This window comes from Xanthobacter autotrophicus (genome assembly GCF_005871085.1).
GTDB lineage: Bacteria > Pseudomonadota > Alphaproteobacteria > Rhizobiales > Xanthobacteraceae > Xanthobacter > Xanthobacter autotrophicus.
Genome location: NZ_VAUP01000010.1, coordinates 26,993 through 40,162, shown reverse-complemented (window position 1 = coordinate 40,162; position 13,170 = coordinate 26,993). Strand labels below are relative to the sequence as shown.

Genomic DNA, 13,170 nt, shown 5'->3' with positions numbered 1-13,170 from the left:
GACGTGCGGCGGCGCTGGCTGCCATGAGCCGCGCTCACGCCGTGTCTTCCGACGTCTTCGGCGATACGGTGATGAATTGAATATTGCGCGCGGCATGCGCGCGACGGTCCCGGAACACTGGCCCATGGGGCAATGCGCCCGTGTCCGATGGAGCGGCGGATCGATCAGGCTGATGTCGCCTGACTCAATCCAGCTCTAGGCCAGGGACGGAGGCGCGCGGGGCTGGAACGGGAGGCCGAAAGACTGGCCCTGAAGGGAACTGCGCAGAACCGCCCGGAAATGCAGTTCGATCGCGACGCGGTCGGTCAACGCCACCATGACCGGCGGCGTCAGCACCGCCACATCGGTCCGGGACAGGCAGAGCGGGCAATGAACAATGGAACTGGAGGTCTTGCCCCCCTCGTCCGCGTGCGCGTCCGCTGACGCGCCGGAGAGGCAAAGCGGGGTCGCTGCATCGGCGCCGACGGTCGAGACAGATGCCAGGAGGGCGCTGGTCAGGACGATCTGGAAGACAAGGGCGTATGCCGCTGCGAACGCAGCGATCCAGCCGATCGCCCATTTCCGATCCCGCCGCCCGACCATCTGATCCCACCCCCCAGTGGAAGATCTAACATAGCACCTGCCGGAAGGAAACGACGAGACCCGCGCCCGATCAAGCAGGGGCGACGCGAACCCGGCTCAGCACGCGCGATGCGGCGATATCACGAGGGATGCCGCCGCATCGCGGGACTGAACAGTGATCAGGCGGCGTCGAAGAGCCGGCGCTCGAACAGGGGGCTGCCCTTCAGGCCATTCAGCGCCTTGGCGGCCGCGAGCACGGCGAGATCCACCAGCGGCTCGACGATGATGACGAGCAGGTAGGCACCGCCGAACGAGGCGATCGAGGCGGCATTCTCGGCGGTGAAGCCCTGGCCGTAGAACGCCCAGAACGCCACCCAGGCGACGATTCCGGCCTGGTAGGTGGTGGAGAGCGCGAGGGCCTGGCGATACTTCAGGTCCACATAGGCGGTGTTCGGCGCGATGACCCGGGGCGCCAGCGCCGTGAGCGCGAACAGCGGCACCAGAAGGGTGGTCACGTTCATGCCGAACTGCGGCAGGTCGAAGGGCGCAAAGAACAGGCCCTGGACCAGCAGGCCGAGGGCAAGGCCGAAGGCGGCGGGCGCGGCCCCGAGAATCAGGAACAGGGTCGATCCGAGGATGAGATGCACCTCGGAGACGCCGACCGGATAGTGCGGCAGCACCTCGAAGAAGGAGAAGACCAGCGCGGTCGCCACGGCGCTGCGCGACAGCAGGGACACGGCGCCGCGCTCGCGCAGCGAGTCGAAGGCGAGCTTCAGCGTGTAGCCGCCGGCACCGGCCGCCGTCACATAGCTCAGCCAGATCTTTCCGCTGTCCACAAGGCCGGGTTCGATATGCATGGAAGACTCCGTTGCCGTCTCACCCGACGGCCTGAGGGTGAACATATGCCCATGGTCGGTCTCCTGACTTGCGGGTCGTCGCAACCATCCGCCTTCCCAGACCCGGCCTCGAAAGGCAAAGGTCCAGTGGCATCGTGGAAGGCCACTCGCCGCTCACAGTCGCGGGGGCGGTCGGGGCTTCGGGCGGTCAGGCCCTACCCCATTCCCTTATCCATCGGAACGCGTCACCGCGCGCCGATGGAAAACCATGTGCAGGTGCAGCAGCGGGCAATCGGCGCCTCCTGTCAAGCCTGATCGCGGCGGCAGGCCCGCGCGGCGGGCGTCCCGAGGGCCTGCCGTCATGGGTCAGGGGCGGATATCGATCTCGCCGGCCAGCTCGCTGGGCGCGCCATCCGGGCCGAGGATCTCCATGCCGACGGACCAGCGGCCGGCTTGGGGAAGGGTGAGGCCGTCCACGCGCCAGGTGCCGTCGCCGGGCTTTGTCGCCGGCCACCGGATCGGCCCGATGCCGGCCGCGGGATTGGACAGGATGAGCGTCACCCCCTTGGCATCGAGGGGGCCGAACTCCCCGGTCATGATGACGATGGAGGCGCTGACGGGTCCGGCGCGGCCCGGCGAGATGGACAGATCCACCATGGCCGCGCTGGTGTGGATGTGCACCGAGGCCGGCTCCGCCCCGATCACCGCCAGCACGCGCGGCGGCGGCGTGAAGCGCCACACGGCGGCCACGGCGAAAATCACGAGAATGAGGGCCATCTCGGCGCGGATGGAGCAGCGCAGCTTCGCGATAGCCCTCGCCTCTCCCCGCTCGGCCGGTGCCGTCAGCCTGATCCGGTTGACGACGGCGAGCCCGAACAGCGGAACCAGAAGGGCAAGCTTCACCAGGAGCACCGCGCCATAGGCGGTGGTCCAAAGCGCTTGGAGGCTCTCCAGCTGGATAACCGCCAGCAGCAGGCCCGCCACCCCCAGGGGCAGCACCGCAAATGGCGCAAGGACCGAGAATCGACGCAACGCCACCGCCGCGTCGGACGATCGGGACGCGAACGCGGTGCCCAGGGGAACGAGCGCGCCGGCCCAGAACGCGATCCCCACGGCGTGCAGGGCTACGGCCGGCCGGGTCAATGTCTGCGGAGGCGCCGCGCCGGCATGGCCGCTGGCGGCGAGCGCGCATCCCATCAGGATCAGCGCGGCCAGCGACAGCAGCCGCCCCGCGATGCCCTTCAGGCCGAAGGCGCCCAGCCCCATGGCAAGGGCGGCCAGCGCCAGTTGCGCGGCAAGACCGTAGCTGGTTGCGAAGCCGGTTCGCCACACCACAAGCTCCGGCAGGTTGCGCAGCGTCGCGCCGAGGGCATCAAGCCCCTGGAAGCTGACCGAAACCGGCACCGCGACAAGGCCCGCGAGGATCAGGCCCATGCCAAGGCGCGCGGCCGACCTCGACCGCCCGCCGATCCAGTTCATGAAGAAGGCCCCGCCAATTCCCAGAAACAGCGCGGCATAGATGACGAGCCGCGCGCTCCAGATGGCGGTGCGCACCGGCCAGTCGATGATCTCCACGGCGGCGGCGGAAACGCCGGGGCTCGGCGCTCCGATGGAAAACACCACCGCGCCCCCGACCGGGTGGCCGTCGTCCGAGACGACGCGCCAGGTCAGCACATGAGTTCCGGTTTTGAGTCCCGCCGGCGCGGCGATATCGAGGGTGGGTCCCCGCTGTACGTAACGGTCGAGGGTGACGGCGGTCCCGTCCGGCGCCACCAGCCGCAGCACCAACGGCGCGATGGGCTCGCTGAAAGTCAGGGAGAAGGCGTCGGGTTGGCTGGCAACCATGGCGCCGTCGGCGGGCGAGGTGCGAATGAGTGTGGCATGGGCGAAGGCGTCGGTGGCGCACAGCAGCACGCCGGCCATGACCAGCACGGCTTGCAGAATGCGGCGTGACCAGTCGGTCAAGGCAGGCATCTTGATCATCCCCAGGCGGATCCTTTGCGCTCAAGGCCAGCAGTCCGCGTGTGAAGACTCAGGATCGGGCGAACGGCTGCCCTTGAATGCCAGATCGGACACCGCGCCGGCCATGGGAGCGAAGGCCAATGCCATCTGCCAACGCGAGTCCACGGCCACCATAAACCACATATATTATACGTATAATGTTATTATTATCAAAATTATGTGTTTTATAGATTGATCCACAGTACAGTATCGGGTAAGTGAGGCTGCCCTTATGGAGATCCCCATGCGCCTCGCCCTTGCCCTTGCGGCCGTTGTACTCGCTGGCGGCGTGGTCCGCGCCGACGAAAAGCCGCTGCGGATCGGCGTCCTCAACGACCAGTCCGGCATCTATGCCGACATGGCCGGCCCCGGCTCCGTGATCGCGGCGAAGATGGCGGTGGAGGATTTCGGCGGCACGGTGCTCGGGCGGCCCGTCGAGATCATCGCCGGCGACCACCAGAACAAGCCGGATGTGGGCTCCGCCCTCGTCAACCGCTGGATCGACGAGGACGGCGTGGACGTCATCACCGACATCCCCACCTCCTCCGTGCTGCTGGCGGTGCAGGAGATCGGCCGCAAGAAAAACAAGCTGGTGCTGGCTTCCACCGGCGGCTCGTCCGACTTCACTGGCAAGGCCTGCGCGCCCACCGGCATCCACTGGACCTACGACACCTATGCCCTGGCCGCCGGCACCGGCAAATCCCTGGCGAAGGACGGGCCGTGGTTCTTCATCACCGCCGACTACGCCTTCGGCGCCGCGCTGGAGCGCGACACCTCGAAGGCCGTGGAACAGAGCGGCGGCAAGATCGTGGGCGCCGTGAAGCATCCCCAGGGCACCACCGATTTCTCCTCCTACCTGCTCCAGGCCCAGGGCGCGGGGGCAAAGCTCATCGCCTTCGCCAATTCCGGCGCCGACCAGGTGAACGCCATCAAGCAGGCGAACGAGTTCGGCATTCCCCAGTCGGGCATCAAGCTCGCCGGGCTCTACCTGCACATCACAGACATCCACGCCATCGGCCTGCCCACTGCCCAGGGGCTGATCCTCACCCAGGGCTTCTACTGGGACCTGAACGACGAAACGCGCGCCTGGTCCAAGCGCTTCTACGAGCGCCACAAGGCCATGCCCACCATGGGGCAGGCCGGAACCTATTCGTCGATCCTGCACTATCTGAAGGCGGTGAAGGCGACCGGCGCCACCGACACCGCCAAGGTTGTGGTCGAGATGAAGGCCACGCCGGTGGACGATTTCTTCTCCCACGGCGGGCGCATTCGCGAGGACGGGCGCATGGTCCACGACCTCTATCTGCTGCAGGTGAAGGCGCCGGCCGAACAGAAGTATCCGTGGGATTACCTGAAGCTGATCCGCGTCATCCCCGGCGACGAAGCCTTCCGCCCGCTCAACGAGGGGGATTGCCCCCTGGTGACCAAGGAGGCGGCCAACCGGACCGCCCAATAGGGCGCCCAGATCGGGACGCCCGTCAGGGACGCTCACAAGCCTGCCGCTCCACCAGCCGAAGGGCCATCCGCTGCCCGGCTCTCCGCCGCAGGTGCGCGGCGAGAGCTGTGCGCCGACGCAGCCACCGGTCGTATCCCCTGTGGAGAGCGGGCGCATCACCGCTCCATGGGCCATCCGTCCCGCTCACCCCATTTTCGCCCACACCCCGGTGTTACCCCTGTGTTCGTCGGCGCCGGAATACCGGCGGCGGCCAACCTGAGGAGTTTTCCATGTCCACCAGCTTTCCATCCCGGCGCGGCGTCCTGACTGCGGCGGCGCTGGCTGTCGGCGCGCTCATGCTCACCGCTCAGGCGCCCATGGCCCATGAGTTCAAGGCCGGCGCCATCGAGGTCGACCATCCCTGGTCCCGCGCCACGCCCGGCGGCGCCACCGTGGCGGCAGGCTACCTGACGCTCAAGAACACCGGCGCGACGCCGGACAAGCTGATTTCGGCCACTGCCCCCTTCGCCGGCAAAGTGGAGATCCACGAGATGGCGGTGAAGGACGGCGTGATGACCATGCGCGCCCTGCCGGACGGCCTTGCCATTCCCGCCGGCGGCTCCGTGGCCCTGAAGCCCGGCTCCTACCACATCATGTTCCTCAACCTGAAGGAACCGCTGAAGGAAGGCACCAAGGTGGACGGCACCCTGACCTTCGAGAAGGCCGGAACCGTCGCCGTCCAGTATCAGGTGGAAGGCGTCGGCGCCTCCAACAGCGGGCATAAAAGCCACTAAACCGCCGAGAAGGCCGGGCAGCCCCCGACCTTCCGGCCTATGCCAGGCTGCTGTTCTTGCCTCCGGCGGGCGAGCCGGCCACATATTGGATGGCGCGGTGGATCAGCTCGGCGAGGTTTGTCGCCCCGAGCTTGGTCTTGAGGTGGGAACAGGTGTTCGCCACCGTCTTGTAGCTGACGCCCAGCTCTTCCGCGATCTGCCCGTAGGCCTTGCCCTCGGCCAGCAGCGCCAGCGCCTGCAGCTCCCGCTGTGTCAGGTCGGCAAGCATGCCGGTCCGCCCGCGCGTCCCCAGCAGCGCCACCTCCAGCGCCAGGTCATGGCTGATGTAGGACTGGCCGCGCCGCACCTTCTCGAAGGCATCGATGAGATCGGCCGCCGACGTGTCCTTGACCAGATAGCCGGTCGCCCCGGCCTCCAGCGCTCGGCTCGCGATCACCGGGTCGGCATGCATGCTGAAGACGAGAATCGGCATGCGCGCGGCATGCACCCTGAGCCGCCGCACCAGAGAGAGACCGGCAAGGCCGTTGCCGTTGAGCGCCAGGTCCACGATCACCATGTCTGGCCGCTGGCGACGGAACTGGCGATAGCCCGCCACGGCGGTCTGCGCTTCGATCAGCTCGCACGCCCCCGTATCCTCCAGCAGGTGCCGGCAGCCCTGGAGCACGATGGGGTGATCGTCGATGATGAGGACACGGGTCATTCGTCTGTGTTTGCCTTCCTGCAAGGGCACCCGCTGGTCAGCCAGCATGGCGACTTGACCAGATAACGCCTCACTTTCCTAAAGGTTTGGTGGCCGATCCGATGAGATCGCTTCGCTCTCCCCGGCTCCGTCCTAGCTCGGGGGCGGCACGGAAATCTCGGCCACGAAACGGGCGCCCCCCTTGGGTCCCCGCTCGAAGCGGAAGGTGCCGCCAAGCGCCCGCACCCGCTCGCGCATCCCGGCAAGGCCGAGCCCTTCGACGATGCGATCGGGCGGACCCGGCCCATCATCGGTGACCACGAGGCGAAGCAGCACCCCCCCTTCGGGCCCGGCCGCCCCGGCAACCTCGCCGATTTCGACCTCGATGGCGCGCGCGTCCCCATGCTTCAGGGCATTGGTCACCGCCTCCTGCACACACCGATAGAGCGTTGCGTCGCGGGCGGCGCAATAGTGGGCGGCGAGGGGCCCGGCGGCCAGAAGAAAGGTGCGCGAGGGATCGTGCTGGCGGAAATCGGCAAGAAGGCTCGAAATGGCTTCCCGCAACGACAGGAGATCGAGGGCAGCGGGGCGGATGCGCCGCAGCAGCCGGCGATTGGTGGCCTGCATGCGCTCGACGATGCCCACGAGGCCGTGGGTGCGATCCGCGATCCGCGCCTTGGCCGGCCCTTCCGCCTCCGCGGCGGCGCGCGCCAGCGATTCGGCTCCGGCCTTGAGGCCGAACATCAACGGCCCGAGCTCGTCATGCAGCTCGCTGGCGATCTGCCGCCGCTCGTCCTCCTGGAGGGTGACGAGATGGGCGTTGAGGCGATCATTCTCAGCACGGGCGGCGGCGAGCGCCGCGGCAAGCTCATTGAAGCGTTCGGCCACTTCCGCCAGTTCGCGGGTGCGCGGCAGGTCGACCCGACAGGAGAAGCGGTTTTGCTCCAGTTCGCCGAGCGCGTTGCGGAAGCGACCGAGGTCCGAACGTACGCGGCCGAGCGCGACATAAAGCGCGAGCAGAATGGCCGCATTCACCGCGATGGCGACGACGGCGAAGTCGCTCACGTCCTCCCAGACCTCGTCCACCTCGTCGTCGGGCACGCCGGCGACGCGCACCCGCCCGAACCGAGCGCCGTTGATGCGAACCTCGATGTCGCGGGCTACTTCGCTCACGCCCACGAGATGCGCGAACCACGCGGGGGCGCCGGCGTCACCGTCGTCCTGCTCCCTCGAGCCGGATGGCTTGAGCGGGATGGGACGGCCTTGCGCGTCCTCAATGACGATCCGCACGTGGCGCAGGTGCCGCAGGTGGACCGGCCAGTTGGCGAGCTCCCCGGCTGCCGGACCGCCGGCTTCCGGGGCCTCCGCCATGCGCTCCGCGGTCTCGCGCACCATGCGCTCGGCCATCTCGACGGAGGCCGTCATCTCCCGCTCTGCGGCCACACGCGCGTTGTGGACCACCACGGTGCCGGCGACCACGGCGGCTGCGGCATTGATGGCGACCACCACGCCGAGGACCCGGACCCGCAACGACGCCCGCCGTCCGACGGTCGCGGAGGGTTGCGCCGGAGGCGCCGGGCGCGACACCGGCCGGGGCTGGAGCGGAGATGGCAGGGCATCCGGCAAGCTCATGGCGCACGGCTCTCCTGCCCGGCCCGCGCCAGCGCGAGAGCCTCCAGCGCGGCACCACGGCCAAGCCCCGCCGCCCTGAGATTGAAATAATGCTGGCAGAGATCGCCGAATCCGAATCGGCCACGGGTGCGGCCGTCCTCACGGGCGAGGCGGATGAAGTCCTCGAGCAGATCCTGCGGGGCCTCCATCAGTGCCTTTTCGGCGAGCATGCGCTGGAGCTGTGCGGTGCGGTTGGCCAGCATGCGCGGAGTTTCGTCGAACAGGGTGTCCGCCTCCTTCAGGAGCGCCGCCATGCGGGCGGGATCCGCCGGCGGGGTGGAGCGGGCGGCGAGCCAGGCCTCTGGTGCCACCCCATCGGCCCGCTCCAGCCAGTCGCGGGTGGGCCTCGGCCGCGTGGCGGAGGCCTGGGACGCGGGCGCCCCGGATGCGGTCTCGATCGCGGCCACGGGCTTGCGCGCCGGAGCCTCGTCCTCCCCGCAGGCAGAAAGCACGGCGAGGCAGGGACCAAGAAGTAGCGTGGCTCGCCCTGCCCGGACACGTCCCGGCATGCTGCAACGCGATACACCTTGGCCGCCGCGCCCGTTGTTTCCTGAGAAACGTCTTATGATCTTTTTCATATGTGGATCTGAACTCGCGATGTTCCGATTATACGTCGCGAATTCTGGATAAGAAGCTGCGATTGCGGCTCCGGCCGGCATCTCCGTCACCCCACCCTTAAGTCTGTATTTTTGTTTTAAACCAACGATATAGGACTATGACCCACGATATTTTACCAAATCTTCCCGCATCAAATTGCATAAATACCGCGAGACAAGGCAGCGTGGAAGCATTCATCTGTATAGACCAAATGCAAAAGCATAAGAGAATAATAAGAAATAAGAAATTCAGGTCGCAATCGGAGGACGACCGGCACTTACAATCTGATCACCGACGCGCGGGCGCGCGCGCCTTTTCACCGACCGCCTGAAGGCGGACGGCCGAAGGCCACGCCCGACGGGGCTTCCCGTCGGCCGCCCGACGCACGCACGCCAGACCCCAGTAGGGCGGCGCGGCGGCCGGCGCCGGAACCCCCGAACGAGAGCGGGAAAACCGCTCCGAAGGTGCATGGACAGGTCCAGCACCTCGGCGAAAGGGTCCGCCGAACCTCGTCCAAGACAAAGACTTGAACTTGAGGAAACCCCGAGGAAGCGCCAAATGACAAGACTGTTCTCTTCCGTTTCCCTGTGTGCCGTGACGCTTGCCCTAGCGGCGGGCTCCGCCGCCATGTCCGTGCCGGCGCACGCCAACGACAAGCTCGTCGAGATCGCCAAAAGCGATGAAAACTGGCCCATGACGGGCAAGAACTACGACGCCAACAACTTCAGCCCGCAGAAGCAGATCAACAAGCAGAACGTGAAAGACCTGAAGGCATCCTGGTCATTTTCCACCGGCGTGCTTTCCGGACACGAGGGAACGCCCCTCGTCGTCAACAACGTGATGTATATCCACTCGCCCTTCCCCAACACCACCTTTGCCGTGGGGCTGGACGACCCGGGCCGCATCCTGTGGCAGCACAAGCCCAAGCAGAACCCCACCGCCCGCGCGGTCGCCTGCTGCGACGTGGTGAACCGCGGCCTCGCCTACTGGCCCGGCGACGGCAAGACCCCGCCTCTCATCCTCAAGACCCAGCTCGACGGCCACATCGTGGCGCTGAAAGCGGATACCGGTGAGGAATTCTGGAAGCTCGAGAATTCCGACATCAAGGTCGGATCCACCCTGACCATCGCCCCTTATGTGGTGAAGGACACGGTGCTGGTGGGTTCCTCGGGCGCCGAGCTGGGCGTGCGCGGCTACGTGACCGCCTATGACGTGAAGACCGGTGCCCAGAAGTGGCGCGCCTACGCCACCGGTCCCGACGACCAGGTGAAGCTCGCCGACGACTTCAACAAGGCCAACCCGCACTACGGCCAGAAGGGCCTCGGCACCCAGACCTGGGAAGGCGATGCCTGGAAGATCGGCGGCGGCACCAACTGGGGCTGGTACGCCTTCGATCCGACCACCAACATGGTCTATTACGGCTCCGGCAACCCGGCGCCGTGGAACGAGACCATGCGTCCCGGCGACAACAAGTGGACCATGACCATCTGGGGTCGCGACATCGACACCGGCGAGGCCAAGTTCGGCTACCAGAAGACGCCCCACGACGAATGGGATTATGCCGGCGTCAACGTGATGATGCTGTCCGAACAGAAGGACAAGACGGGTAAGATGCGCAAGCTTCTGACCCATCCGGACCGCAACGGCATTGTCTACACCCTCGACCGCACCGACGGCACCCTCGTCTCCGCCGACAAGATCGACGACACGGTCAACTGGGTGAAGCAGGTGGACCTGAAGACCGGTCTGCCGCGGCGCGATCCGGAATTCGGCACCCGCATGAACCATGTGGGCCGCGACATCTGTCCCTCGGCCATGGGCTACCACAACCAGGGCCACGACAGCTACGACCCGGAACGCAAGTCGTTCTTCATGGGCATCAACCACATCTGCATGGATTGGGAGCCCTTCATGCTGCCCTACCGGGCAGGTCAGTTCTTCGTTGGCGCGACGCTGAACATGTATCCCGGCCCCAAGGGTGACCGGCAGAACTATGTCGGCCTCGGCCAGGTGAAGGCCTATGACGCCATCAACAACAAGTACAAGTGGGAAGTGATGGAGCGTTTCGCGGCCTGGGGCGGCACCCTCGCCACCGCCGGCGGCGTGATGTTCTACGGAACGCTGGACGGCTTCATCAAGGCCCGCGACAGCGACACCGGCCAGTTGCTCTGGAAGTTCAAGCTGCCGTCCGGCGTCATCGGCCATCCCATGACCTACACCCACAAGGGCGTGCAGTACGTCGCCATCTACTACGGTGTCGGCGGCTGGCCGGGCGTGGGCCTGGTGTTCGACCTGAACGATCCCACCGCCGGCCTCGGTGCCGTGGGCGCGTTCAAGCAGCTCCAGCATTACACCCAGCAGGGTGGCGGCGTGATGGTCTTCTCGCTCGACGGGAAGGGTCCCTACGACGATCCGAACGTGGGCGAGTTCGCTTCCGGCGGCTGATCGTACAGGAGCGCGATCCGATCAGGTTGAAGCAACCTGATCGGCGCGGCCTCGAACCTGGGAGGATGACGTCCGTCACTTCCCTTCCGGCCGCCGCCCCCTCACGGCGGCCGGCACTTTCCCGCACCGCCCGCAACGCGGGCCTTCCCATCGGGAGCGCAGGATGACCCATTCCGGACCCACCACCCGCCGGCTGCTTCTCGCCAGCCTCCTCCTGTCGCTTGGCGCCGTGCCGGCCATGGCTCAGTCACCCGCCGCAACGGCCCAGACCGCGGCCGCAGCGCCCGTCGCCGCCCCCGCCGACCCCGGCGTGCTGCGCGTGTGCGCCTCCGAGGTGGAAGCCCCGTTCTCCCTAAAGGAGGGCAAGACCGGCGAGAAGCTCGGTTTCGAGAACCGCATCGCCGAGGTGCTCGCCACCGCAATGGGGCGGAAGGTCCAGTTCGTCTGGACCTCCAAGCCGGCCATCTACCAGGTGCGCGACCAGCTCGATCCCAAGCTCTGCGACGTGGTGATGGGCGTGGATACCGGTGACGAGCGCATGCTCACCTCCAAGCCCTATTATCGCACGTCCTACGTGCTGGTGACGCGCGCCGACCGCACCATCACCGCCACCGATTGGCAGGACCCGCAGGTCAAGGCGCTCGGCGGCCACTTCGCCATCCGCTTCTATTCCCCTGGCGAGACCATGCTGAAGCGCCTCGGCAAGTATGAAGACAATGCGGCCTATCTCTACGGGCTCGTGAACTTCAAGTCGCCGCGCAACCAGTATGTGCAGATCCCCGGCGACCGCATCGTCTCCGAAGTGGCCAACGGAGAAGCCGACATCGCCTTCGCCTTCGCGCCGGAAGTCGCGCGTTATGTGAAGGCCTCGCAGGTGCCGCTGCGCATGTCGCTGGCCGGGACCTCCATCACCCGCTTCGACGGCACGGTCGTGCCGCTGCACTACGACCAGTCGGTCGGCGTGCGGCGCGACGACGCCGCCCTTCTCGCTGAGATCGACGCGGCGCTGGTGAAGGCGCGGCCGCAGATCGACGAGATCCTCGTCGAGGAAGGCATTCCCCTTCTCAAGCCCAACAGCTGAGCCGCGCGCCCCCGCGCTCCATTGCCAAACGAACATTCCGGCAGGTCCTGATGCAGAAGAGTTTCCGTTCACGCGCCCTGAAGGGCCTCGTCGCCATTGCCCTCGCCTCCGGCTTCACGCTGGCGGCCCATGCGGCGCTGACCTTCACGAATACAGTGACCGGCCAGCCGCTCGACCTGTCCGAGGCGATGGAGGAGGGGCGTGACACCGAGGCGGTGAAGAAGTTCCTCGCCACCGGTGTCAACCTCTACGTGGAAAACCCCACCTGCCTGCCCAAGGGCATGGACCTGTTCCTGTCGACCTGCTCGGGCTGCCATGGCCATTACGGCGAGGGCAAGATCGGCCCAGGCCTCAACGACAGTTACTGGACCTACCCGAAGAACATGACCGACCAGGGCCTGTTCGAGACCATCTTCGGAGGGGCGCAGGGCCAGATGGGGCCCATGTACGGGGCCCTCACCCTCGACGACATGCTTCTCGTGATGGCGTGGATCCGCCACATCTACAAGGACGACCCGAAGGAAGCCGTGTGGCTGACCCCGGCCCAGCGCGCCGCCTTCAAGCCCTTCCAAGAGAAGGAGGATCACACGCCGCCTGTGGATCAGGCGCCGGTGTGCAAGGTGTCGACCGCCAGTGCGGCCGGCCTCAAGTGAAAATGGGAGGAAACCACATGACCCGTTATGACCGCACCCGCCGCCGGATCGCCGTGTTTACCGCCGCAGCCGTTTCGGCCGCAGGCCTTCTCGCCGCCTCGGGCGCCCTCGCCTACGACGGCACCAACTGCCGCGCGCCGGGCAATTGCTGGGAGCCGAAGCCCGGCTTCCCGGAACAGGTGGCCGGCTCCAAGTTCGACCCCAAGCACAATCCGGCCGAGGTCGCCAAGCAGTCACAGTCCATCACCGCGATGGAGGAGCGCAACCAGAAGCGCGTCGCGTATTTCCAGAAGACCGGCCAGTTCGTCTATGACGTGAGCAAGATTCCGTCCAACTGACGACAGCTTCACCCGATCCCACCAGCAGGGCAGAACTCCGCTATTTCTGCCGGGCAATCCTCCGATGGATGGTGGGCCA

Annotated in this window: 12 protein-coding genes and 1 riboswitch; of the genes, 6 read left to right on the top strand and 6 right to left on the bottom strand. The window is 66.7% G+C overall.

Features of this window, described 5'->3' with window-relative positions; all coding sequences use genetic code 11:
- Positions 1-195: 195 nt before the first annotated feature.
- From FBQ73_RS03800 to FBQ73_RS03790, 3 genes are all read right to left on the bottom strand, one after another.
- On the bottom strand, positions 196-582 hold the full coding sequence (locus FBQ73_RS03800; RefSeq protein WP_138398187.1) for a DUF2946 family protein: 387 nt from the start codon (positions 580-582) through the stop codon (positions 196-198).
- 158 nt (positions 583-740) lie between these two features.
- Positions 741-1,418, bottom strand: a complete 678-nt coding sequence (locus FBQ73_RS03795; protein WP_138398186.1) for an energy-coupling factor ABC transporter permease — start codon at positions 1,416-1,418, stop codon at positions 741-743.
- 36 nt (positions 1,419-1,454) lie between these two features.
- Positions 1,455-1,683: riboswitch (cobalamin riboswitch) on the bottom strand.
- A gap of 80 nt (positions 1,684-1,763) precedes the next feature.
- A complete protein-coding gene (locus tag FBQ73_RS03790; protein ID WP_246089551.1) occupies positions 1,764-3,371 on the bottom strand; it encodes a copper resistance CopC/CopD family protein in 1,608 nt (535 codons plus the stop codon).
- 271 nt (positions 3,372-3,642) lie between these two features.
- On the opposite strand from FBQ73_RS03790, the gene FBQ73_RS03785 reads away from it, so the two are divergent.
- The gene (locus tag FBQ73_RS03785) at positions 3,643-4,854 is read left to right on the top strand and encodes an ABC transporter substrate-binding protein (RefSeq protein ID WP_138398184.1); all 1,212 of its coding nucleotides are present in this window, start codon (positions 3,643-3,645) and stop codon (positions 4,852-4,854) included.
- Positions 4,855-5,123: 269 nt separating this feature from the next.
- The gene (locus FBQ73_RS03780; protein ID WP_138398183.1) at positions 5,124-5,627 is read left to right on the top strand and encodes a copper chaperone PCu(A)C; all 504 of its coding nucleotides are present in this window, start codon (positions 5,124-5,126) and stop codon (positions 5,625-5,627) included.
- Positions 5,628-5,664: 37 nt separating this feature from the next.
- Here the strand turns inward: FBQ73_RS03780 and FBQ73_RS03775 are convergent, their stop codons facing one another.
- From FBQ73_RS03775 to FBQ73_RS03765, 3 genes are all read right to left on the bottom strand, one after another.
- Positions 5,665-6,327: a response regulator gene (locus FBQ73_RS03775; RefSeq protein WP_138398182.1), complete on the bottom strand. Its 663-nt coding sequence runs from the start codon at positions 6,325-6,327 to the stop codon at positions 5,665-5,667.
- 132 nt (positions 6,328-6,459) lie between these two features.
- Positions 6,460-7,938, bottom strand: coding sequence for an ATP-binding protein (locus FBQ73_RS03770; RefSeq protein WP_138398181.1), 1,479 nt, complete (start codon positions 7,936-7,938; stop codon positions 6,460-6,462).
- Positions 7,935-8,384: a hypothetical protein gene (locus FBQ73_RS03765; protein WP_138398180.1), complete on the bottom strand. Its 450-nt coding sequence runs from the start codon at positions 8,382-8,384 to the stop codon at positions 7,935-7,937. Before FBQ73_RS03765 ends, FBQ73_RS03770 begins: the two co-directional genes overlap by 4 nt.
- Before the next feature lie 748 nt (positions 8,385-9,132).
- Between FBQ73_RS03765 and FBQ73_RS03760 the strand changes: the two genes are divergently transcribed.
- The 4 genes from FBQ73_RS03760 (at position 9,133) to FBQ73_RS03745 (ending at position 13,091) form a co-directional block, all read left to right on the top strand.
- Positions 9,133-11,019 (top strand): methanol/ethanol family PQQ-dependent dehydrogenase, encoded by a 1,887-nt coding sequence (locus FBQ73_RS03760; protein WP_138398179.1) that lies wholly within the window; start codon positions 9,133-9,135, stop codon positions 11,017-11,019.
- A gap of 163 nt (positions 11,020-11,182) precedes the next feature.
- On the top strand, positions 11,183-12,100 hold the full coding sequence (gene moxJ, locus FBQ73_RS03755) for a methanol oxidation system protein MoxJ (protein ID WP_138398178.1): 918 nt from the start codon (positions 11,183-11,185) through the stop codon (positions 12,098-12,100).
- A gap of 50 nt (positions 12,101-12,150) precedes the next feature.
- Entirely contained in the window at positions 12,151-12,753 is a 603-nt protein-coding gene (gene moxG / locus FBQ73_RS03750; protein ID WP_138398177.1) for a cytochrome c(L), periplasmic, read from the top strand.
- 17 nt (positions 12,754-12,770) lie between these two features.
- On the top strand, positions 12,771-13,091 hold the full coding sequence (locus tag FBQ73_RS03745; RefSeq protein WP_138398176.1) for a methanol dehydrogenase [cytochrome c] subunit: 321 nt from the start codon (positions 12,771-12,773) through the stop codon (positions 13,089-13,091).
- Positions 13,092-13,170: the final 79 nt, after the last annotated feature.